Source organism: Streptomyces fractus (assembly GCF_049844455.1).
In the GTDB taxonomy this organism is placed as follows: domain Bacteria; phylum Actinomycetota; class Actinomycetes; order Streptomycetales; family Streptomycetaceae; genus Streptomyces; species Streptomyces fractus.
The window spans coordinates 7,242,486-7,264,634 of record NZ_JBMYHI010000002.1 but is presented as its reverse complement, the minus strand read 5'-3'; the positions used below and the strand labels follow the sequence as shown (position 1 = coordinate 7,264,634).

At 71.4% G+C, this 22,149-nt stretch carries 21 protein-coding genes; 10 read left to right on the top strand and 11 right to left on the bottom strand.

Annotated elements, in window-relative coordinates; all coding sequences use genetic code 11:
- The first annotated feature begins 152 nt into the window (after positions 1–152).
- The gene (locus ACP4E5_RS34925; protein WP_425835799.1) at positions 153–1,625 is read left to right on the top strand and encodes a protein kinase domain-containing protein; all 1,473 of its coding nucleotides are present in this window, start codon (positions 153–155) and stop codon (positions 1,623–1,625) included.
- Between the two features lie 63 nt (positions 1,626–1,688).
- Here the strand turns inward: ACP4E5_RS34925 and gnd are convergent, their stop codons facing one another.
- Genes gnd through tkt form a run of 6 tightly spaced genes read right to left on the bottom strand, consistent with a single transcriptional unit; the run spans position 1,689 to position 9,978 of the window.
- Positions 1,689–2,564, bottom strand: a complete 876-nt coding sequence (gnd, locus tag ACP4E5_RS34920; protein WP_425835797.1) for a phosphogluconate dehydrogenase (NAD(+)-dependent, decarboxylating) — start codon at positions 2,562–2,564, stop codon at positions 1,689–1,691.
- 31 nt (positions 2,565–2,595) lie between these two features.
- A complete protein-coding gene (gene pgi, locus ACP4E5_RS34915) occupies positions 2,596–4,251 on the bottom strand; it encodes a glucose-6-phosphate isomerase (RefSeq protein ID WP_425835795.1) in 1,656 nt (551 codons plus the stop codon).
- Positions 4,244–5,191, bottom strand: coding sequence for a glucose-6-phosphate dehydrogenase assembly protein OpcA (opcA, locus tag ACP4E5_RS34910; RefSeq protein WP_425835793.1), 948 nt, complete (start codon positions 5,189–5,191; stop codon positions 4,244–4,246). Before opcA ends, pgi begins: the two co-directional genes overlap by 8 nt.
- Positions 5,188–6,732, bottom strand: a complete 1,545-nt coding sequence (gene zwf / locus ACP4E5_RS34905) for a glucose-6-phosphate dehydrogenase (RefSeq protein WP_425835791.1) — start codon at positions 6,730–6,732, stop codon at positions 5,188–5,190. The genes opcA and zwf overlap by 4 nt, the downstream gene beginning before the upstream one ends.
- A complete protein-coding gene (gene tal, locus ACP4E5_RS34900) occupies positions 6,729–7,850 on the bottom strand; it encodes a transaldolase (protein ID WP_425835789.1) in 1,122 nt (373 codons plus the stop codon). Before tal ends, zwf begins: the two co-directional genes overlap by 4 nt.
- A gap of 43 nt (positions 7,851–7,893) precedes the next feature.
- Positions 7,894–9,978 carry a transketolase gene (tkt, locus tag ACP4E5_RS34895; protein ID WP_425835787.1) on the bottom strand — a complete coding sequence of 695 codons (2,085 nt, stop codon included), beginning with the start codon at positions 9,976–9,978 and terminating at the stop codon, positions 7,894–7,896.
- Between the two features lie 184 nt (positions 9,979–10,162).
- On the opposite strand from tkt, the gene ACP4E5_RS34890 reads away from it, so the two are divergent.
- Positions 10,163–11,101, top strand: a complete 939-nt coding sequence (locus tag ACP4E5_RS34890) for a helix-turn-helix domain-containing protein (protein ID WP_425835785.1) — start codon at positions 10,163–10,165, stop codon at positions 11,099–11,101.
- 146 nt (positions 11,102–11,247) lie between these two features.
- Positions 11,248–11,625: a YchJ family protein gene (locus ACP4E5_RS34885; RefSeq protein WP_425835783.1), complete on the top strand. Its 378-nt coding sequence runs from the start codon at positions 11,248–11,250 to the stop codon at positions 11,623–11,625.
- A gap of 22 nt (positions 11,626–11,647) precedes the next feature.
- Here ACP4E5_RS34885 and ACP4E5_RS34880 read toward each other — a convergent pair whose 3' ends face one another.
- Positions 11,648–12,349 (bottom strand): FadR/GntR family transcriptional regulator, encoded by a 702-nt coding sequence (locus ACP4E5_RS34880; protein WP_425835781.1) that lies wholly within the window; start codon positions 12,347–12,349, stop codon positions 11,648–11,650.
- Positions 12,350–12,478: 129 nt separating this feature from the next.
- Here ACP4E5_RS34880 and ACP4E5_RS34875 point away from each other — a divergent pair, with 129 nt between their 5' ends.
- Both ACP4E5_RS34875 and ACP4E5_RS34870 read left to right on the top strand, forming a co-directional pair.
- Positions 12,479–13,003, top strand: a complete 525-nt coding sequence (locus tag ACP4E5_RS34875; RefSeq protein ID WP_425835779.1) for a gluconokinase — start codon at positions 12,479–12,481, stop codon at positions 13,001–13,003.
- 51 nt (positions 13,004–13,054) lie between these two features.
- Positions 13,055–14,461: a GntT/GntP/DsdX family permease gene (locus ACP4E5_RS34870; protein ID WP_425835777.1), complete on the top strand. Its 1,407-nt coding sequence runs from the start codon at positions 13,055–13,057 to the stop codon at positions 14,459–14,461.
- A 64-nt stretch (positions 14,462–14,525) separates the two neighbouring features.
- On the opposite strand, the gene ACP4E5_RS34865 is transcribed toward ACP4E5_RS34870, so the two are convergent.
- The 4 genes from ACP4E5_RS34865 to ACP4E5_RS34850 all read right to left on the bottom strand — a co-directional run bounded on the left by ACP4E5_RS34865 (position 14,526) and on the right by ACP4E5_RS34850 (position 18,533).
- Positions 14,526–15,143: a cytochrome b/b6 domain-containing protein gene (locus tag ACP4E5_RS34865; protein ID WP_425835775.1), complete on the bottom strand. Its 618-nt coding sequence runs from the start codon at positions 15,141–15,143 to the stop codon at positions 14,526–14,528.
- The gene (locus ACP4E5_RS34860) at positions 15,127–15,780 is read right to left on the bottom strand and encodes a molybdopterin-dependent oxidoreductase (RefSeq protein WP_425841888.1); all 654 of its coding nucleotides are present in this window, start codon (positions 15,778–15,780) and stop codon (positions 15,127–15,129) included. The genes ACP4E5_RS34865 and ACP4E5_RS34860 overlap by 17 nt, the downstream gene beginning before the upstream one ends.
- Positions 15,781–15,936: 156 nt before the next feature.
- Positions 15,937–17,481, bottom strand: coding sequence for an APC family permease (locus ACP4E5_RS34855; protein ID WP_425835773.1), 1,545 nt, complete (start codon positions 17,479–17,481; stop codon positions 15,937–15,939).
- A gap of 74 nt (positions 17,482–17,555) precedes the next feature.
- Positions 17,556–18,533 (bottom strand): hypothetical protein, encoded by a 978-nt coding sequence (locus ACP4E5_RS34850; protein WP_425835771.1) that lies wholly within the window; start codon positions 18,531–18,533, stop codon positions 17,556–17,558.
- 224 nt (positions 18,534–18,757) lie between these two features.
- Between ACP4E5_RS34850 and ACP4E5_RS34845 the strand changes: the two genes are divergently transcribed.
- From ACP4E5_RS34845 to ACP4E5_RS34825, 5 genes are all read left to right on the top strand, one after another.
- Complete coding sequence (locus ACP4E5_RS34845) at positions 18,758–19,648, top strand: DMT family transporter (protein ID WP_425835769.1); 891 nt, start codon at positions 18,758–18,760, stop codon at positions 19,646–19,648.
- Between the two features lie 10 nt (positions 19,649–19,658).
- On the top strand, positions 19,659–20,204 hold the full coding sequence (locus ACP4E5_RS34840) for an NUDIX hydrolase (protein ID WP_425835767.1): 546 nt from the start codon (positions 19,659–19,661) through the stop codon (positions 20,202–20,204).
- Between the two features lie 21 nt (positions 20,205–20,225).
- Positions 20,226–20,618 (top strand): YidH family protein, encoded by a 393-nt coding sequence (locus ACP4E5_RS34835; RefSeq protein WP_425835765.1) that lies wholly within the window; start codon positions 20,226–20,228, stop codon positions 20,616–20,618.
- Positions 20,619–20,635: 17 nt separating this feature from the next.
- The gene (locus ACP4E5_RS34830) at positions 20,636–20,941 is read left to right on the top strand and encodes a DUF202 domain-containing protein (protein ID WP_425835763.1); all 306 of its coding nucleotides are present in this window, start codon (positions 20,636–20,638) and stop codon (positions 20,939–20,941) included.
- A gap of 168 nt (positions 20,942–21,109) precedes the next feature.
- Complete coding sequence (locus tag ACP4E5_RS34825; RefSeq protein WP_425835761.1) at positions 21,110–22,147, top strand: phosphotransferase family protein; 1,038 nt, start codon at positions 21,110–21,112, stop codon at positions 22,145–22,147.
- Positions 22,148–22,149: the final 2 nt, after the last annotated feature.

Below are 22,149 nucleotides of genomic sequence, written 5' to 3'. Positions count from 1 at the left end.
GGTCATCAGACCCGAGCTCGCCGAGGACCCCGAGTTCCGCCGCAGGTTCCGCACCGAGGTCGCCGCGGCGAGCAAGGTGCACGGGCTCTACACGGCGCCGGTCGTCGACAGCGACACGGAGAGCCCGATCCCGTGGTTGTGCGACGGCGTACGTGCCCGGGCCCTCGCTCGCGGAAGCGGTGCGCGAGCACGGGCCGCTGCCGGTGGACACGGTGCTGCGGATGACGGCGGGGATCGCGGAGGCGTTGCAGGCGGTGCACGACGCGGGAATCGTGCACCGCGACCTGAAGCCGTCGAACGTGCTGCTGGCGTCCGACGGGCCCCGCGTCATCGACTTCGGTGTGGCGCGGGCGGCGGACGCGACGTCGGTGACGCGCAGCGGTGCGGCCGTGGGCACGGTCGCGTACATGGCTCCGGAGCAGGTGCTCGGCGGCTCGGCGAGCGGGTCCGCCGATGTGTTCGCGCTCGGCCAGACCGCGGTGTTCGCCGCCACGGGGAGCACCGCGTACGGGGACGGCGAGCCGCACGCCGTGCTGTACCGGGTCGTGCACGAGGAGCCCGATCTGTCCAAGGTCCCCGACGCCCTGCGGGAGTTGATATCCCGCTGCCTCAGCAAGCCCGCCGAGGACCGGCCGACGGTGCGGGAGGTCATCGAGACGGTGCGGGTGATCCGCGAGGCGCAGCCCGGTGGGCCGGGTCCCGCGACGGACGCGTGGCTTCCCGGTGAGCTCGCCGAGGGGATCGCGGCGCGTGCCGAGGGGGCCCGGGTGACCGGGGCGGAGCCGACGGGTCTCGCGACGCCGCCGCGCGGGGCCGCGAGTGCGCCCGGGACGCCGGGGAGCCCGGTCCCCGCCGGTGCGTTCGGGCCGCCCGCCGCGCCCGCGGGCGCCGAGACCGCGGCCGTGAGCACGGCTCCGCGGCGCGGGCGTTCCCGTGCCTGGCTGTTGGCTGCCGCCGGGGTCGTGCTGGTCGCGTGCGGTGCGGCGGCAGCGCTGTATTTCGTTCCCGGCGCGGACCACCAGGGCGGCGCCGCCGCGGGGCCGGCCGCGACGAGCCACGCCGGGGCCCCGGGGTCCGCTTCGAAGTCGCCGTCCTCCTCGAAGTCCGCGTCGCCGAGCGGCTCCACGTCGCCGAAGGCCTCCAAGTCGGGTGCGGCGCCCGCCCCTTCGGGCTCGGCCACGGACCCCACGTCCGCTCCCCCGACGCCCACCACGAGCGGCCCGCCGACCTCGGCGCACCCGCTCCCGTCGACGTACAACGGCATCGTGATGACGGACAGCCACGACCTGTACCTCGCGGACGAACCGGTGCGGGCCAAGCCGGACGACGGGCGGTCGAACGAGGATCTGACCTACGCCGTCTACAGCAACGGCGCGGTGCTTGCCCCCGGCAACACGTCGGGAAGTTCGCTCGCGCTGCTCCCCGCCGGGCAGCCGGCCACCCTCGCCGCGTGCCGCGATGCGCACGCGGCCAAGGACTCCTACTGGGTCTACGACCTGCCGGTGGGCCAGCGGATGTGTCTCGTCGGCGGCTCGGGGGACGTCGGGCTCCTGACGCTGCGGGGCAAGACGGAGGGCAAGAACGTGACGCTGGACGCGAAGGTCTGGCGGACCGCCGGACGGTAGACGCACGACGAAGCCCGCCGGACCGCGAGGTCCGGCGGGCTTCGTGTGTGTCGCTCGCGTCGCTTACTTGGACTCGACGGCGTGGCCGCCGAACTGGTTGCGCAGCGCCGCGATCATCTTCATCTGCGGCGAGTCCTCCTGGCGGGAGGAGAAACGGGCGAAGAGCGACGCGGTGATCGCCGGCAGCGGCACCGCGTTGTCGATGGCCGCCTCGACGGTCCAGCGGCCCTCGCCGGAGTCGGCGGCGAAGCCGCGCAGCTTGTCGAGGTGCGTGTCCTCGTCGAGCGCGTTGACGGCGAGGTCGAGCAGCCAGGAACGGATGACCGTGCCCTCCTGCCAGGAGCGGAAGACCTCGCGGACGTTGTCCACGGAGTCGACCTTCTCCAGGAGCTCCCAGCCCTCGGCGTAGGCCTGCATCATGGCGTACTCGATGCCGTTGTGGACCATCTTGGAGAAGTGGCCGGCGCCGACCTTGCCCGCGTGGACGTAGCCGAAGTCACCCTCGGGCTTGAGGGCGTCGAAGACCGGCTTGACCTTGGCGACGTTCTCCTCGGAGCCGCCGACCATGAGCGCGTAGCCGTTCTCCAGGCCCCAGACGCCGCCGGAGACACCGGCGTCGACGAAGCCGATGCCCTTGATGCCCAGCTCGGCGGCGTGCTTCTCGTCGTCCGTCCAGCGGGAGTTGCCGCCGTCGACGACGATGTCGCCGTCGGAGAGCAGGTCCTTCAGCTCGTCGACCGTCGCCTGGGTGGCGGCGCCCGCCGGGACCATCACCCAGACCACGCGCGGGCCCTCGAGCTTCTCGACGAGCTCCTGGAGGGAGGCGACGTCGGAGATCTCCGGGTTGCGGTCGTAGCCGATGACGGTGTGGCCCGCGCGGCGGATGCGCTCGCGCATGTTGCCGCCCATCTTGCCGAGACCGATGAGACCGAGCTGCATGTCAGTTCACTTACCTTCAGGTTGCGGGTGTTCAGGAGGTGCGGCCGCGCAGCGCGCGGTAGGTGCCGACCAGGGACTGCGTCGAGGCGTCGAGGCCGGGGACCGCGGCGCCTTCGGTGAGGGCGGGCTCCACGCGCTTGGCGAGGACCTTGCCGAGTTCGACGCCCCACTGGTCGAAGGAGTCGATGTTCCAGATGGCGCCCTGGACGAAGACCTTCTGCTCGTAGAGGGCGATGAGCTGGCCGAGGACCGACGGGGTCAGCTCGCGCGCGAGGATCGTCGTCGTCGGGTGGTTGCCCTTGAACGTCTTGTGGGGCACCAGTTCCTCGGCGACGCCCTCGGCGCGCACCTCGTCCGGCGTCTTGCCGAAGGCGAGCGCCTGGCCCTGCGCGAACAGGTTGGCCATCAGCAGGTCGTGCTGGCCCGCGAGGGTGTCGGACAATTCACCGACCGGCTTCGCGAAGCCGATGAGGTCCGCCGGGATCAGCTTCGTGCCCTGGTGGATGAGCTGGTAGTAGGCGTGCTGGCCGTTGGTGCCGGGGGTGCCCCAGACGACCGGGCCCGTCTGCCACTCCACGCCGCGGCCCTGGCGGTCCACGGACTTGCCGTTGGACTCCATGTCGAGCTGCTGGAGGTACGCGGTGAACTTGGAGAGGTAGTGCGAGTACGGCAGCACGGCGTGCGACTGCGCGCCGTGGAAGTTGCCGTACCAGACGCCCAGCAGGCCGAGCAGCAGCGGCGCGTTCGCCTCGGCCGGGGCCGTGCGGAAGTGGTCGTCGACGAGGCGGAAGCCGTCGAGCAGCTCACGGAAGCGGGCCGGGCCGATCGCGATCATCAGCGAGAGGCCGATGGCCGAGTCGAAGGAGTAGCGGCCGCCGACCCAGTCCCAGAACGCGAACATGTTGGCCGTGTCGATGCCGAACTCGGAGACCTTCTCGCCGTTCGTCGACAGGGCGACGAAGTGCTTGGCGACGGCCTTCTCGTCCCCGCCGAGCCCGTCGAGGAGCCAGGAGCGGGCGGCCTTCGCGTTGGTGATCGTCTCGATCGTCGTGAAGGTCTTGGACGCGATGATGAACAGCGTCTCGGCCGGGTCGAGGTCGCGGACGGCCTCGTGCAGGTCGGCGCCGTCGACGTTCGACACGAAGCGGAACGTGAGGTCGCGGGCGGTGAACGGGCGCAGCGCCTCGTAGGCCATGGCCGGGCCGAGGTCGGAGCCGCCGATGCCGACGTTGACGACGTTCTTGATCCGCTTGCCGGTGTGTCCGGTCCACTCGCCCGAGCGGACCTTGTCGGCGAAGGCGGCCATCTGGTCGAGGACCTCGTGCACCTTCGGCACGACGTTCTCGCCGTCGACCTCGATCACGGCGTCGGCCTGGGCACGCAGGGCCGTGTGCAGGACGGCGCGGTCCTCGGTCGTGTTGATCTTCTCGCCGCGGAACATGGCGTCGCGCTGCCCGAACACGTCGGTGGCGGTGGCCAGTTCCTGGAGCAGGGCGAGGGTCTCGTCCGTGATCAGGTGCTTCGAGTAGTCGATGTGCAGGTCACCGACGTCGACTGTGTAGCGCTCGGCACGGGCCGCGTCCTTCGCGAACAGGTCGCGCAGGTGCGTGCCGTTGAACTTCGCGCGGTGGTCCTCGAGCGCCGTCCACTGCGGGCGGCGGGTGAGGAGGGGGTTGCTGTCAGGCATGTTGAACGGACTCCTTGGTGACATTGCCGTGGGGGGCTGCCTGGAGGGCCACGGCGTACATCTCGTCGGCGTCGAGGCGGCGGAGTTCCTCCGCGATCAGCTCGGCGGTGGAGCGGACCTTGAGGGCGAGGGTGCGCTCGGGCTGTCCTGGCAGGGTCAGCTTGGCGAGCGGTCCTTCGGGGCGGTCGATACGGATCTCGCCGGCCGGGGTGCCGAGGCGGACCGCGGTGACGACAGGGCCGTCCGTCGTGACCCGCTCGACCTTGACGCCGAGCCGGGCGCCGAGCCAGCGCGCGAGCAGTTCGGCGCTGGGGTTGTCGGCCTCGGACTCGACGGCCGCGGAGACGATGTCGGCGCGGGCCTGGTCGAGGGCGGCGGCCAGCATGGAGCGCCACGGGGTGAGGCGGGTCCAGGCCAGGTCGGTGTCGCCGGGGGCGTAGGACTTCGAGCGCTGGGCGAGCGCGGCGACCGGGTCCTCGACGGCGTACGCGTCGGTGATGCGGCGGGCCGCGAGGGCGCCGAGCGGGTCCTTGGCGGGCACGTCGGGCGCGTCCACCGGCCACCACACGACGACGGGCGCGTCGGGCAGCAGCAGCGGCAGGACGACGGAGTCGGCGTGCTTGCCGGTCTCGCCGTACAGGCGCAGCACCACGGTCTCACCGGTGCCGGCCTCGGAGCCGAGGCGGACCTCGGCGTCGAGCCGGTTGCCCTGGCGGTCGCGGGGCAGGCGCTTGGTGCGCCGGATGACGACGAGGGTGCGCGAGGGGTGCTCGCGGGACGCCTCCTGGGCGGCCTTCGTCGCGTCGTAGGCATTCTCCTCGTCCGTGACGATGACCATCGTCAGGACCATGCCCACGGCGGGCGTCCCGATGGCACGGCGCCCCTCGACGAGCGCCTTGTTGATCTTGCTTGCCGTGGTGTCGGTCAGGTCGATCCTCATGGCCTGCGCCAGCTCCGTCCGTCTCGTGCGAGCATCTCGTCCGCTTCCTTCGGGCCCCAGCTGCCCGAGGCGTACCGGGCGGGCCTGCCGACCTTGTCCCAGTGCTCCTCGATGGGGTCGAGGATGCGCCAGGACTCCTCGACCTCTTCCGTACGGGGGAAGAGGTTGGCGTCGCCCAGCAACACGTCCAGGATCAGCCGCTCGTACGCTTCCGGGCTGGACTCGGTGAACGACTCGCCGTAGGCGAAGTCCATGGACACGTCGCGGATCTCCATCGACGTACCCGGCACCTTGGATCCGAAGCGCACCGTCATGCCTTCGTCCGGCTGAACGCGGATGACGATCGCGTTCTGGCCGAGTTCCTCGGTAGCAGTGTGGTCGAACGGGGAGTGCGGGGCACGCTGGAAGACGACGGCGATCTCGGTGACGCGGCGGCCGAGGCGCTTTCCGGTGCGCAGGTAGAACGGGACGCCCGCCCAGCGGCGGTTGTCGATCCCGAGCTTCACGGCCGCGTAGGTGTCGGTCTTCGACTTGGGGTCGATGCCGTCTTCCTGGAGGTACCCGGGGACCTTCTCGCCGCCCTGCCAGCCGGCCGCGTACTGCGCGCGGACCGTGGACTTCTCCAGGTCGGCGGGGAGCCGTACGGACTTCAGGACCTTGAGCTTCTCGTTGACGAGGGACTCGGCGTCGAACGCGGCCGGCTCCTCCATCGCCGTGAGGGCGAGCAGCTGGAGCAGGTGGTTCTGGATGACGTCGCGGGCGGCGCCGATGCCGTCGTAGTAGCCGGCGCGGCCGCCGATGCCGATGTCCTCGGCCATCGTGATCTGCACGTGGTCGACGTACGACCGGTTCCAGATGGGTTCGTACATCTGGTTGGCGAAGCGGAGCGCCAGGATGTTCTGGACGGTCTCCTTGCCGAGGTAGTGGTCGATGCGGAAGACCTGGTCCGGCGAGAACACGTCGTGCACGATCGCGTTCAGCTCGCGCGCCGACTCCATGTCGTGGCCGAACGGCTTCTCGATGACGGCGCGCCGCCAGGAGCCCTCGGCCGCGTCCGCGAGCCCGTGCTTCTTGAGCTGCTGCACGACCTTGGGGAAGAACTTCGGCGGTACGGAGAGGTAGAACGCGTAGTTGCCGCTGGTGCCGCGCTTCTCGTCGAGCTCGTCGACGGACGCGCGCAGCTGCTTGAACGCGGTGTCGTCGTCGAAGTCGCCGGGGATGAAGCGCATGCCCTCGGCGAGCTGCTGCCAGACCTCCTCGCGGAAGGGGGTGCGGGCGTGCTCCTTGACCGAGTCGTGGACGACCTGGGCGAAGTCCTGGTCCTCCCACTCACGCCGGGCGAAGCCGAGGAGCGAGAAGCCCGGCGGCAGCAGGCCGCGGTTGGCGAGGTCGTAGACGGCCGGCATCAGCTTCTTGCGGGACAGGTCGCCCGTGACACCGAAGATGACGAGCCCGGAGGGGCCCGCGACGCGCGGCAGACGGCGGTCGCGGGGGTCCCTCAGCGGGTTCTCCCAAGCGTTCTCCGCAGAGAAGGGGCTCACTTGGACTCAGCCTCCGTCAGGCGCGCGGAGACGGTGGAGAGCAGGTCGTTCCAGGCGATCTCGAACTTGGCGACGGCCTCGTCCTCGAGCTGCTGGGTGACCTCGTCGAGCGAGATGCCGAGCGCGTCGACGGCCTTCAGCTCGGCGCGGGCCTGCTCGTAGCGGCCGGTGATGGTGTCGCCGGTGATCTCGCCGTGGTCGGCGGTCGCCTTCAGCGTGCCCTCGGGCATGGTGTTGACGGTGCCGGGCGCGACCAGCTCGTCGACGTACAGGGTGTCCTTGTACGCCGGGTCCTTGACGCCGGTGGAGGCCCACAGCGGGCGCTGCTTGTTGGCGCCCGCGGCCTCCAGCTTGGTGGCGCGCTCGGCGGCGAAGGCCTGCTCGAAGGCCTCGTAGGCGAGACGCGCGTTGGCGAGCGCGGCCTTGCCCTTGGCGTCCTTGGCCTCGTCCGTGCCGATCTTGTCGAGGCGCTTGTCGATCTCGGCGTCGACGCGCGAGACGAAGAACGAGGCGACCGAGTGGATGGAGGCGAGGTCGATGCCGCGCTCGTGGGCCTTCTCCAGACCGGCCAGGTAGGCGTCCATGACGGCCTTGTAGCGGTCGAGGGAGAAGATCAGCGTGACGTTGACCGAGATGCCGAGGCCGATGACCTCGGTGATCGCCGGGAGGCCCGCGAGGGTCGCCGGGATCTTGATCATCACGTTGGGGCGGTCGACGAGCCAGGCGAGCTGCTTGGCCTCGGCGATGGTGGCCTCGGTGTTGTGGGCCAGGCGCGGGTCGACCTCGATGGAGACGCGGCCGTCACGGCCCTGCGTGGCGTCGTACACCGGGCGCAGGATGTCGGCGGCGGCGCGGACGTCCTGCGTGGTCATCATGCGGACGGCCTCGTCGACGGTGACCTTGCGGACGGCCAGGTCGGCGAGCTGCTCCTCGTAGCCCTCGCCCTTACCGATGGCGGCCTGGAAGATCGAGGGGTTCGTGGTGACGCCCACGACGTGCTGGTCCGCGATGAGCTCGGCGAGGTTGCCGGACTCGATGCGGGTGCGGGACAGATCGTCCAGCCAGATGGAAACGCCTTCGTCGGACAGCGACTTGAGGGGTGCGACGGCGTTGCTCATGTTCTGCTTCATCTTCTTTCGTACGTACTTGGTTACGTAGGGGTCAGGCGCGGGCGGCGGCGAGCGACTCGCGGGCCTTGTCGGCGACGTTCTCGGCGGTGAAGCCGAACTCGGCGAAGAGGGTTCCGGCGTCGGCGGAGGCGCCGAAGTGCTCCAGGGAGACGATGCGTCCGGCGTCACCGATGTAGCGGTACCAGGTCAGGCCGATGCCGGCCTCGACCGCCACGCGGGCCTTCACCGACGGCGGCAGGACGGACGCGCGGTACTCGGCGTCCTGCTCCTCGAACCACTCGACGGACGGCATCGACACGACGCGAGTGGCGATGCCCTCGGCCTCGAGCTGCTCGCGGGCGGCGACGGCGAGCTGGACCTCGGAGCCGGTGGCGATCAGGACGACGTCGGGGGTGCCCTTCGAGGCCTCGGCCAGGACGTAACCGCCCTTGGCGGCGTCGTCGTTGGCCTCGTAGGTGGGCAGGCCCTGACGGGAGAGCGCCAGGCCGTGCGGGGCCGGCTTCTCGCTGCCGCGCTTGAGGATCTCGCGCCAGGCGATCGCCGTCTCGTTGGCGTCGGCCGGGCGGACCACGTTCAGGCCGGGGATGGCGCGCAGCGCGGCGAGGTGCTCGACGGGCTGGTGGGTCGGGCCGTCCTCGCCGAGACCGATGGAGTCGTGGGTCCAGACGTAGGTGACCGGGAGCTGCATGAGGGCCGACATGCGGACGGCGTTGCGCATGTAGTCGGAGAACACCAGGAAGGTGCCGCCGTAGATGCGGGTGTTGCCGTGCAGCGCGATGCCGTTCATCTCGGCGGCCATCGAGAACTCGCGGATGCCGAAGTGCACGGTGCGGCCGTACGGGTCGGCCTCGGCCAGCGGGTTGCCCTTCGGGAGGAAGGAGCTGGTCTTGTCGATGGTCGTGTTGTTGGAGCCGGCGAGGTCGGCGGAGCCGCCCCACAGCTCGGGGACGACCGGGCCGAGCGCCTGGAGGACCTTGCCGGACGCGGCGCGCGTGGCGACCTTGGTGCCGGTCTCGAAGGACGGCAGGGCGTCCTCCCAGCCCTCGGGGAGGCGTCCCGCGAGCACGCGGTCGAGGGTCGCGGAACGCTCCGGGTTGGCGTTTCGCCACTCGGCGAGCTGCTTGTCCCAGGCGGCGTGCGCCTCGGCGCCGCGGTCCAGGGCCTGGCGGGTGTGCGCGATGACCTCGTCCTCGACGATGAAGGACTGCTCCGGGTCGAAGCCGAGGACGCGCTTGGTGGCGGCGATCTCCTCGGCGCCGAGCGCGGAGCCGTGGGAGGCCTCGGTGTTCTTCGCGGTCGGGGCGGGCCAGGCGATGATCGTGCGCATCGCGATGATGGACGGCTTGTCGGTGACGGCCTTGGCGGCGGCGAGCGCCTCGTAGAGGGCCTTCGGGTCGACGTCGCCCTCGGCGGTGGGCGCGATGCGCTGGACGTGCCAGCCGTACGCCTCGTAGCGCTTCAGGACGTCCTCGGAGAAGGCGGTCGCGGTGTCGCCCTCGATGGAGATGTGGTTGTCGTCGTAGACGAAGACGAGGTTGCCGAGCTTCTGGTGGCCCGCCATGGACGACGCCTCGGCGGAGACGCCCTCCTCCAGGTCACCGTCGGAGACGATCGCCCAGATGGTGTGGTCGAAGGGGCTCTCGCCCTCGGCGGCCTCCGGGTCGAACAGGCCGCGCTCGTAGCGGGCGGCCATCGCCATGCCCACGGCGTTGGCGACACCCTGGCCGAGCGGACCGGTCGTGGTCTCGACACCGGCGGTGTGGCCGTACTCCGGGTGGCCGGGCGTCTTCGAGCCCTGCGTGCGGAACGCCTTCAGGTCGTCGAGCTCCAGCTCGTAGCCGGAGAGGAAGAGCTGGGTGTAGAGGGTGAGGCTGGTGTGGCCGGGCGAGAGGACGAAGCGGTCACGGCCGGTCCACTCCGGGTCGGCCGGGTCGTGCCGCATGACCTTCTGGAAGATGGTGTACGCGGCCGGGGCCAGGCTCATGGCGGTGCCGGGGTGTCCGTTGCCGACCTTCTGCACCGCGTCCGCGGCCAGGAGGCGCGCGGTGTCGACGGCACGCTGGTCGCGCTCGGTCCACTCGAAGGGGGCCAGTCCGTCCGGTGTCTGCGTGCTCATCTGTACAGCTTCCTTCGCATTCGTTGTCCTGCCGAGGTACCGAAAGGCACCGCCCGACCGGGTCGAAAGTCCCAGGTCGAACCACCTACGAATGTAAAGGTCATACTTTTGGCTCGACAGGTGCCCCCGTGCCAGCGTTCGGTGAAAATGGGACACGCACATCGGTCGAACCCCGGGAAAGTGGATGACGGAGCAGGACCCCTCACAGACGAGCGCACATCTGCGGGCGCCCACTGAGAATCGAGCGCACATCCGCACGTACCCGTTCGACCCGGGCGCGAGCCTGTCCGGCGTCGGGATCCAGGTCGGGCCGATGGGCTCGGAGGGTCCGTGGGCGGGTGGCGTCGGCCTGTCGCGGCGCGTGCACCGCATCGACTTCCACGTGCTGCTGTTCTTCCGTGAGGGCCCGGTCCGCCACATGATCGACTTCACCGAGTACGAGGTGGGGGCCGGGGACATCCTGTGGATCCGGCCGGGGCAGGTGCACGGCTTCTCCGAAGAGGACGCGTACGTCGGCACGGCGCTGACCATGCAGCCGGGCTTCCTGCCGCGCGCGATCGTCGAGGCGACGGGGCTCTACCGCTACGACCGGCCGCCGCTGCTGCACCCGGATCCGGATCAACTGGCCGCGATCGACGCCTCGTTGGAGCAGTTGCGGCGGGAGTACCTGGACACGACCACGCTTCCGCTCAGCCTGCACACCGCGGTGCTGCGGCACACCCTGACGGCTCTGATGCTGCGGGTGGCACATGTGTCGGCGCAGGCCGCGACGGAGGACGACGGGACGCCGCAGCAGGACACGACCTTCACGCGGTTCCGCACCGCCGTCGAGCACGGCTTCACGTCCAACCACAGTGTCAGCGCGTACGCGGACGAGCTGGGGTACTCGCGGCGCACGCTCGTCCGCGCGGTGCGGGCCGCGACGGGGCTCACCCCGAAGGCGTTCATCGACCGGCGGGTGGTCCTGGAGGCGAAACGGATGCTCGCGCACACGGAGTTGCCGGTGGGGCGGATCGGGGTCGCGGTCGGGTTCGCGGACTCGGCGAACTTCTCGAAGTTCTTCCAGCAGCACGTAGGGGCTACGCCGGCCGGGTTCCGTGAGGGGACGGTCGGCCGGGGTTGACGACTCGGGGCGCTGCCCCGGACCCCGCGCCTCAATCGCCGGCGGGGCTTCAAAAGATCGGGGCTCCGCCCCGGACCCCGCTGCTCAATCGCCGCAGGGGCTTGATCGGCTCACCCGGCGCAGGGGTGGTCCGTCACAATGAGCCCATGTCACGCACCACCACCTGCCCTTGCGGGCTGCCCGCCGCCTACGAAGGCTGTTGCGGGCGTTATCACTCCGGCCGCAGCGCCGCCCCTTCCGCCGAGGCCCTGATGCGCTCCCGGTACGCCGCGTTCGTCCGGCGCGACGGCGCGTACCTGCTGCGCACCTGGCACCCGGACACCCGGCCGCCCGGCATCGACTTCGCCGACGCCCCGCAGTGGACCGGCCTGGAGATCGTGGAGGCGGTCGACGGTTCCGCGTTCCACCAGCACGGCACCGTCACCTTCCGCGCCCACTACCAGGGCGGCGAGCTGCACGAGCGCAGCAGGTTCTCGCGGGTGAACGGCGCGTGGGTGTACGTCGACGGGGACTTCATCGAGTAACTCCGAGGCCCGGAACGGGAGTTCAGGGCGCCAGGATGTCCAGCTCGTGCAGCGCGCCCACCGCGATCTCCCGCGTGAGTTCCTCCGCCCGCCGCGCGTTCCGCTCCCGTACCGCCTCCGCGACCTTGACGTGCAGGCTGACCGCCGCCGGGTCCGGGTCCTCGAACATGACCTGGTGGTGGGTGCGGCCCGCGAGGACCTCGGCCACCAGGTCACCCAGGTGGGCGAACATCTCGTTGCCCGACGCGTTGAGGACGATCCGGTGGAACTCGATGTCGTGGCCGAGGTACGCCTCCAGCTGCTGGCCCCGTGACGTCGCCACCATGCCGAGCGCGCACTCGGTGAGCGCCGCGCACTGCTCCGCGCTCGCGCTCCGCGCGGCAAGACCCGCGGCGACCGGTTCGACCGCCGAGCGCAGCACCGTCAGCGAGCGCAGCTGGCGCGGGCGGTCGGCTCCGGCGAGTCGCCAGCGGATGACCTGCGGGTCGTAGACGTTCCACTCCTCGGCGGGCCGCACCGTGACACCGACGCGGCGGCGCGAGGCCACGAGGTGCATCGACTCCAGGACGCGCACCGCCTCCCGCATGACCGAGCGGGACACCTCGAAGCCCTGGGCGAGTTCATCCGTGCGCAGCACACTGCCCGCGGGGTACTCGCCCGCGGTGATCGCGGGACCGAGGCTTTCCAGTACGCGGGCGTGCAGGCCCCGGCCCATGGTGGTCATGGGACAACCCTAGCCCGGAGCCAATGGTCTGACTTATATGTCACACCCTCTTGAATTCGTCAGACCTATTGGGTTTCAGTGTGGTGTCACAGCGATGTCGACGAAGACAGCGAAGCGAGGCAGTACCCGATGAGCACCCCCCACGTCGTCGTGGTCATGGGCGTCGCAGGAACCGGCAAGACAACGATCGGTCCCCTGCTCGCCGAACGACTCGGCGTTCCCTACGCCGAGGGCGACGACTTCCACCCCCAGGCCAACATCGACAAGATGTCGGCCGGTACCCCCCTGACGGACGAGGACCGCTGGCCCTGGCTCGACGCCATCGGCCGATGGGCGCACAGCCGCGCGGGGCTCGGCGGGGTGGTCTCCAGCTCCGCCCTGAAGCGCAGCTACCGCGATCGCCTGCGGGCCGAGGCCCCCGGCGCCGTCTTCGTCCACCTCACCGGCTCGCGCGAGCTGATCGAGGACCGGATGGGGCATCGCGAGGGGCACTTCATGCCCACCTCGCTGCTCGACTCGCAGTTCGCCACGCTCCAGCCGCTCGCGGCGGACGAGGCGGGCGTGGCCGTCGATGTCGCGGGTTCGCCCGAGGAGATCGCGGACCGGGCCGTCGCGGCCCTGGCCGAGCTCGACTCCCCCGCCCCGACCGCGTAACCCCACACCGGCAAGTTCTCCCAGTCCCCCACTCGTTCAAGGGATAAGACCGTGACCAGACTCAGCGTCGAGATGCTGGCAGCGGACACCGTCGAGCCGATCACGTCCGCGGGCCATGCCCAGCTCGGGATCGCCGTGCTCGCGGGAATCGCCGTCATCGTCCTGCTCATCACCAAGTTCAAGATGCACGCCTTCCTGGCGCTGACCATCGGCTCGCTCGCGCTCGGCGCGTTCGCCGGTGCGCCGCTGGACAAGGTGATCGCGAGCTTCAGCGCCGGACTCGGTGACACCGTCGCCGGTGTCGGCGTACTGATCGCGCTCGGCGCGATCCTCGGCAAGCTGCTCGCCGACTCCGGCGGCGCCGACCAGATCGTCGACACGATCCTCGCCAAGGCCGGCAAGTCCGGCGGCAGGGCCATGCCGTGGGCCATGGTGCTCATCGCGGCCGTGATCGGCCTGCCGCTCTTCTTCGAGGTCGGCATCGTCCTGCTGATCCCCGTCGTCCTGATGGTCGCCAAGCGCGGCAACTACTCGCTGATGCGGATCGGCATCCCGGCCCTCGCCGGACTGTCCGTCATGCACGGCCTGATCCCGCCGCACCCCGGCCCGCTCGTCGCGATCGACGCGGTCCACGCCAACCTCGGGCTCACGCTCGCGCTCGGCATCCTCGTCGCCATCCCGACGGTCGTCATCGCCGGCCCGCTCTTCTCGAAGTACGCGGCCAAGTGGGTCGACGTCCCGGCCCCCGAGAAGATGATCCCGGCCCGCGCCTCCGACGAGCTGGAGAAGCGGCCGAGCTTCGGCGCCGCCGTCGCGACGATCCTGCTGCCCGTCGTGATGATGCTGTCCAAGGCCCTCGTCGACGTCATCGTGGACAACCCGGACGCCACCGTCCAGCGCGTGTTCGACGTGGTCGGCAACCCGATGATCGCGCTGCTCGTCGCCGTCGTCGTCGGCATGTTCACCCTCGGCCGCCCGGCCGGCTTCACCAGGGGCAAGGTGCTCTCCACCACCGAGAAGTCCCTCGGCCCGATCGCGGGCGTGCTGCTCATCGTGGGCGCGGGCGGCGGCTTCAAGGGCACCCTGGTCGACTCCGGCGTGGGTCAGATGATCATGGATGTCTCCAAGGACTGGTCGATCCCGACGCTGCTGCTCGCCTGGCTCATCGCGGTCGTCATCCGCGTCGCCACGGGTTCGGCGACGGTCGCCACGGTCTCCGCCGCCGGTCTGGTCGCGCCCCTCGCGGCCAACATGACCGACGCGCACACGGCGCTCCTTGTCCTGGCGATCGGCGCGGGCTCGCTGTTCTTCAGCCACGTCAACGACGCCGGTTTCTGGCTGGTCAAGGAGTACTTCGGGCTCAGCGTCGGCCAGACCGTCAAGACCTGGTCGCTCATGGAGACGATCATCTCCGTGGTCGCGGGTGCGCTGGTGCTGCTGCTGTCCCTGGTGATCTAGCCGAGGACCGTACGCCTGGTCACGAGGGCGCCCCGCCCGTCGGCGGGGCGCCCTCGACGCGTGTTCAGGGGGCGTCGAGCCACTCGCCGTGCTCCCGCGCGGCCCAGTCCCGGTCCACGAAGCCGGTACGCAGGCCCCGGCGCGCCTCGGGGTCGCCGACCGCCATGCCGATGTGCCCGGCGAGCACGATGCCGAGGGCGAGCGCCAGCCAGTCGTGCACGAAGGTGCTGCCGGTGCGCACGGCGAGCGGGGCGAGGTGCGTGAACCACATGAGCAGGCCCGTGCCGAGCATCAACAGGACGGCGCCCGCGAGCCAGGCCGCCCACAGTTTCTGCCCGGCGTTGAACTTGCCCGCCGGGCGGTGGCCGGGGCGCCGGTGCAGGGCGGCGCGCAGCCACTCCTTGTCGTGCGGGGCGAACCGGTTGAGGCGGCCCAGGTCCGCGCGGAAGGCGCGGGAGACGAGGCCGGCCAGGAAGGGTGCCGGGAGCAGCAGGCCCGACCACTCGTGGAGCGTGACCACGAGGTCGCGGCGGCCGACGAGTTCGGCGAGCTGCGGAACGTAGAGGCAGGCGGCCGTCACGACGCACACGCCCATGAGGGCGGCCGTGGCGCGGTGCACCCAGCGTTCGGCGCGCGTGAACCGGCGGACGGTCGCCGTGAGTTGTTCAGTGCGTGGGTTCATCGTCGCGTCCGTTCGAGCGGCCGACCCAGGCGTCGACGTCGTAGCCGCGCTCCTCCCAGTAACCCGGCTGCACGTCGTCGGTGACGGTGATCCCGGAGAGCCACTTCGCCGACTTGTAGAAGTACATGGGGGCCGCGTAGAGGCGCACCGGGCCGCCGTGCGCGTGCGTGAGGTCCTTGTCCTGCATCCGCAGCGCCACCAGGACGTCGGCGCGGCGCGCCTGCTGGAGCGTGAGGCTCTCGCTGTACGTGCCGTCGAAGCAGGTCAGGCGTACGGCCCTGGCGGTGGGGCGCACCCCCGCGGCGTCCAGGATCCGCGAGAGCCGTACGCCTTCGAAGGGCGTGTGCGGGACCCGCCAGCCCGTGACGCACTGGATGTCACGGACGAGGCGGGTCTGCGGCAGCGCCCTCAGTTCGGCGAGGGTGTACGTCGACGGGTGGTCGACCAGTCCGTCGACCTTGAGGCGGTAGGTCTCGGCGCTCTTGTGGGGGACGGAGGCCGCGACCGAGTAGTAGCGGAATCCGCCGCCGTTGGGCAGTACGCCCGTCAGGCCGGTGGGGTCCTTGGCCGTGATGGCCTCGAAGCCGCGCTGGAGTGCGGGGGCCGCGGCGACGGTGAGGGCGCCGGCGCCCAGCATCCCCAGCACGACGCGGCGCCCTACCGGAGGGCCTTGGTTCGGTGTCACGCTTTGATTGCAGCACCACGGGTGGGCGTCGGCCAGGGTTTTCCGGTCGACGTCAGCGTTTCGTCACCTGTGGTTGCGCTCCCGGGGCTCTGCCCCGGGCCCCGCTGCTCAATCGCCGCAGGGGCTTGATTTTTGGTCCAGTTGGAAGGCCTCGTTGCCCAGGCCGATCCTCGCGTGGGCGCGCGGGTCCCTGCGGCGGAGGATCAGGCCGTACACCGCGCCAGCCAGTGCGGCCAGGGCGATGATGCCGGGGAGGATCCAGTTGAGGGCGGAGTCCGGGCCCGAGCCGACCAGGACGTCGAAGTCCTTGACCGTGTAGACGGCGATCACGAGGAGGGCGACGCCCGCCACGCCGGACGCCGCGAGGCGCCACGCCTGCGCCGCCGCGGAACCGCGTCGCGCGAAGAACACGATGACGGCGAGGGACGCCGTGGCCATGAGGAGGATGACGCCGAGCGCGCCCACATTGCCACCCCATGTGAACAGGTGCAGGACCGGCGCCGTCGGGTCGCCGAACCGGCCGTCGTCGGCGATCGCGAAGCCGCCGACGACGATCAGCGAGATCACCGATTGCAGCACCGAACTCTTGCCGGGCGCGCCGGTCGCCGTGTTCGTCCGGCCGAACGCGGCGGGCAGCAGCCCCTCGCGGCCCATCGCGAACGCGTAGCGCGCCACCACGTTGTGGAAGCTGAGCAGCGCCGCGAACATGCCCGTCACGAACAGGACGTGGACGATGTCGGTGAACGCGCCGCCGAGGCGGTCCTCGGTGAGGCCGAAGAGCAGCCCGGCCGACTGCTTGCGGGCCGCTCCCACGATGCCCGAGGGCCCCGTCGCCACCGTCATCGCCCACGAGCTGAACGCGAAGAACAGGGCGACGCCGCCGACCGCGAGGAACATCACGCGCGGCACCAGGACGTGCGGCCTGCTGGTCTCCTCCGCGTACACGGGGGCCTGCTCGAAGCCGGTGAACGCGGCGATGCAGAAGCACAGCGCCGTGCCGAGCCCGACGCCCGAGAGGGTCTCCGGGTTGAAGGCGTGCAGGGACAGGCCCTGGGCGCCGGGGTCGCCGATGGCCGCGATGTCGAAGACGACCACGACGGCGACCTCGATGAGCAGCAGCACACCGAGGACCTTCGCGTTCACGTCGATCTTCAACAGGCCGAGCGCGCCGACGGCGACGACGGCCACCAACGCCGGTATCCACCAGGCCAGTTCGAGGTTCAGATACTGCTCGGCGAGGCCCGCGACCTCGTAGCCGAACAGTCCGAAGATGCCGACCTGGAGCGAGCTGTAGGCGACGAGCGCGACGAGGGCCGCGGCGGCGCCCGCGGTCGGGCCGAGGCCGCGCGCGATGTACGCGTAGAACGCGCCCGCGTTGTGCACGTGTCGACTCAACTCCGCGTAGCCGACGCTGAAGAGGGCGAGCACGACGCCGAGCACGAGGAAGAGGAGCGGCTGGCCGACGACTCCCATCACGGCGAACGTCGTCGGCATGACCCCCGCGACGACGAGCAGCGGCCCGGTCGCGGCGAGCACGGAGAGCAGCAGCCCCGCCGTTCCGAGCCGCCCGGCGCGCAGCACGCCCGTCTCGCCCAGATACGTGTGAATGGCCGGATCCGCCGTGGCCTCGGGCGGTCGCTCGCTCGCGCTCATGGGGGACGTCCCTTCCTTCGTGAAGAGTGGAGTGTGCTCTGCGCGGTGCTTCGCGCAGTGCTCTACGCGGTGCTCTACACCGAGCCGAGCGCGGCGCTGCGCGCGACCCGGAACGCTTCGTACGGGTCCCGGTCGGGATACGACCAGGGGTGCGGTGTGCTGTGCCGGCCGATCCGGTGGAACAGGGCGGCCGCCTCGGCGGGGCGGCCCTCGCAGTACTTCGCGTGCGCGAGGTAGTTGAGGTCGATGCGGCCGCGCGGGTGCCCGGCTCCGGGCCGCTCGCGCGCAGCGCCCCACTCCAGCCACCAGTCGAACGCGGCCTTCAGCACGAGCCGGGCGCGCCGCCCCGACCAGTGCCCGGACGCCTTCGGGTCGCCGGGGAGCACGCCCGCGCGTGCGAGCACCCGGTAGCGCTCGGCGTGCGCGACGACCGGGAGCAGCGCCAACGGCGAGTCCGGCGCGACCTGTTCGGACGCCCAGGACGCGAAGTCGTACACCTCGTGCAGCGGGTCCTGCCCGACGTCGGCGCGCCGCTCGGCGAGCCGCGCGACCATCAGGTGGTGCGCGTGGTGGTGCCCGGGGTGCCGCAGGCGCACCTCGTCGAAGAGCCGCACGACGTCCTCCTCGCTCCCCAACTCCCGCTCCAGGAGCATGAGTCCGAGCAGGGGCGTCGGGTCGTCGGGCACGAGTTCCGCCGCCTCGGCGCAGGCCGCGCGCACCTTCTCGGGGCGGCCGCGGCCCTCGACGGCGCGCAGCACGCCGGCGCAGGCGAGCAGGACGACCGCGTCGGTGGAGTCGGGTTCGGCGAGCAGCCAGTCGCGGGCCCAGACCCGGGCCGTGGGTTCGCCGGCGAGGCCGAGGATCCGGTGGCCGCGCAGGTCCCAGTCGGAGCCGGTGGCGCGGAGCAGGGATCTGACCTCGGTCCAGCGGCCCCGGGCGAGGGCGGAGCGCGCCGCGACGAGTTCGGTGTCGTCGAGCGCGGGGTCGCCGAAGGGAGGGGTGTGCGCGGGCTTCTTTCGGGAGCGCCCGAGCGGAGGCGGAGGTGGGGGCACCGCGGCGGGGGTCCTTACGACTGTTCAGATGTGGGCGAGGTGGACGGCACGTCGATGATCACGCACAGCAAACCCGTACGGAGGTGTCCGCGTCAAGGGCGGCCGGTGACGCACCTCACCAACTCGTCGAACCGGCAGGTGAGTTCGGCCGGGGATCGTCCGGGAGTGTGGTGGTCCCGGTCGCTCGCGCGCGGGTGGCCCCGCGGGCCGCTATCGTCGTCAGCGTGTCGGTTCTCGTCCTCGTCCTCGCCGTGAGCGCGGCGTTCTGTCTGGGCATCGGTTTCGTCCTCCAGCAGAACGCGGCGGTGCGGGCGCCCCTCAGTGACTTTCTCTCGCCTCGGCTGCTGCTCGATCTGATGCGCGTGCCGCGCTGGCTCGGCGGCATCGGCCTGATGGTGTGCGGGATGGTGCTCGGCGCCCTGGCCCTCGGCCAGGGCGAGGTGACCCTCGTCGAGCCGCTGCTCGCCACGAACCTCCTCTTCGCCCTGCTGCTCTCGCGCCGTCAGACGAGATCGCCGCTCGGCCGGCAGGGCTGGGCCGGACTGCTGCTGCTCGCGGGCGGTGTCACGGCGTTCATCGTCGCCGGGCAGCCGCGGGGCGGCAGCGCGGTCACCGACCCGCTGCGGCACTGGCTGATCATCGGCGCGATGGTCGGCGGGGCGCTGCTCCTCGCGGCGCTCGCGCGACGCTCCCGGCTGACCGCGGGACCCGCGCTGCTCGCGGTGGCGGCGGGCCTGTTGTACGGGGTGCAGGACGCGTTGACGCGGGTGAGCGGTCAGCGGTTCTCCACGGGCGGCTGGCAGGAGCTGTTCACCGGCTGGCAGCCGTACGCGGTGCTGGCGCTGGGGGTCACCGGGCTGGTCCTGGTGCAGAGCGCGTTCGAGACGGCGCCGCTGCGGATGTCGCTGCCCGCGCTCACGGCGGCGCAGCCGCTGGCCGGGATCGTGTGCGGCGTCGGCTTCCTGGGCGACCGGCTGCGGATGGACACGGGGGCGCTCGCGTGGGAGGCGGTGGGCCTGGCCGGGATCGTGGTGGGCGTCGTCCTGCTCGGGCTGCACCCCGCGATGCCGGGGGCCGCCGCGACCGGCCGGGACCGGGTGAGAGCGCCCCTTTAGCCTGCGGTTCATGAACCCTGCTGAAGTGAGTCCCGCTGAAGTGAACCCCGCCGAGGAAATTCTCGACATCGTCGACGAGCACGACCGCGTCATCGGCCGGTCCCCGCGCGGCGAGGCCTACGCGAAGCACCTGCGCCACCGCTGCGCCTTCATCCTCGCCAGGAACCCGGACGGCGACATCTTCGTGCACCGCCGCACCCCCACCAAGCTCGTCTTCCCCTCCCACCACGACATGTTCGTCGGCGGGGTGGTCGGCGCCGGTGAGACGTACGACGAGGCGGCGCTGCGCGAGGCCGAGGAGGAGCTGGGGGTGAGCGGACTCCCGCGCCCCACCCCGCTGTTCAAGTTCCTGTACGAGGGCGACGCCGGGCAGTCCTGGTGGTCGTACGTCTACGAGGTCACCTTCGACCTGCCGGTGCGTCCGCAGGTCGAGGAGATCGACTGGCACGCGTTTCTCAGCCCCGACGAGCTGGAGCGGCGGATCGGCGAGTGGGACTGGACGCCCGACGGGCTCGCGGCGTACGAGCGGTGGAAGGCCTGGCGGGCTCGCGGGTGACCCAGAGGTAATGTGCCGCGCGTGATCGAATTTGTACGCAGCATCCGCCTCTGGTTCGCCCCGGAGCGGGTCAGGGACGAGGGGGACACCCCCGACTACCGTTTCTCGCTCGCCAACGAGCGCACCTTCCTGGCCTGGGTGCGCACCGCGCTCGCGCTGATCGGTGGCGGTTTCGCCGTGGACCAGTTCCTGCCGGACCTGCGCTGGGGCTGGCGGGTCGGGCTCGCGCTCGCGCTGCTCGCGGCGGGTGCGCTGTGCGCGCTGCGGGCCGTGGGGCACTGGGTGCGCTGCGAGCTGGCGATGCGGCGCGGCGAGGACCTGCCGGTGTCGAGGTTCCCCGCGGTGCTCGGCGTGGTGGTGGCGCTCGTCTCGGTGGCCATGGTCGTCATCGTGTTCGTGGGGTGGGAAGGGTGAGCGGGGCGGGCGGGCCCGTGCGCGACCCCGGGCTCCAGCCCGCCCGGACGCGGCTCGCGTGGCGGCGTACGACGCTGTCGGGCACGGTCGCCGCGGTGCTCGCGGTGAAGGCGACGCTGAACAGCGGCGTCGGACCCATGCGGTTCGTGGCCACGGCGCTGTGCCTGCTGCTGTGGCTGGGCTTCGTGGCGGTCGCCCACCAGCGGATCACCGGGCTCGCCCGGAACGAGGCGGCGCCGCCCGTGATGACCCGTCGGCAGGCGTCCGCCGCCGCGCTGTGCACCGTGGCGATCACGCTGTGCGCGGCGGTGCTCATCACGTGAGGGCGGGTCCGGACGGGTCACCGCCGCCGACCGCGTGTCCGCCTCCCCCGTACCCGCCGGCGCCGTAAGAACGATCACGTTTGCGAGAGCCTCTGGACGTCATACCGACTGGTCGGCATGATGGCAGCCACTGTTGCCCGGATACGCCCGGATCCCCGGAGGACCGCCATGAGTCACCCCCCTGGCCTCGACCTCGACCAGTTGCGCGCCCACCTCGACCGGGAGCGCCCCGGCCTGGTCACCGGGCCGCTGACCGGGCGGCTCATCGAGGGCGGGCGCTCGAACCTGACGTACCGGGTGAGCGACGGCGCCACCACGTGGGTGGTGCGCAGACCGCCGCTGGGGCACGTGCTCGCGACCGCGCACGACATGAAGCGCGAGCACCGGGTGATCGCGGGGCTGCACCCCACGAACGTGCCGGTACCCGAGCCGGTGCTGCTGTGCGAGGACCCCGACAACACGGCCGCCGACGGGGCGCCGTTCTACGTCATGGAGTTCGTGGACGGGACGCCGTACCGCACCGAGCAGGAACTCGCGCCGCTCGGGCCCGAGCGCACACGCGCCGCGGTGCTCGGCCTCGTGGACACGCTGGTCGATCTGCACGCGGTGGACCCCGCCGCGGTCGGGCTCGCCGACTTCGGGCGGCCCGAGGGCTTCCTCGACCGGCAGCTGCGCCGCTGGGGCAAGCAGCTGGACGCGTCCCGCAACCGCGAACTCCCGGGCATCGACGAGCTGCAGGCGGCGCTCGGCCGTGAGCTGCCGACGTCGCCCGCGCCGACGATCGTGCACGGCGACTACCGGCTCGACAACGTGCTCGTACGCCAGGATCCCGACGGGGTCGACCGGATCAAGGCGATCCTCGACTGGGAGATGTCGACGCTCGGCGACCCGCTCACGGACGTGGGCCTGCTGGCGATGTACAGCGCGCGGCTCGACATGCCCGACTCGCCCATCTCCACGACCGCCGCGGCGCCCGGCCACCCCTCCCCCGCCGAGCTGATCCAGCGCTACGCCGAGCGGTCGGGCCGCGATGTGTCGTCGATCGCCTGGTACACGGCGTTCGCCTGGTTCAAGCTCGCCGTGATCCTGGAGGGCATCCACTACCGCTACACGCTCGGCCAGACCGTCGGCGCGGGCTTCGACCGCATCGGCGAGCTGGTCCCGGTCTTCATCGCCCACGGCCTGGACACCCTCAAGGAGGGCTGAGC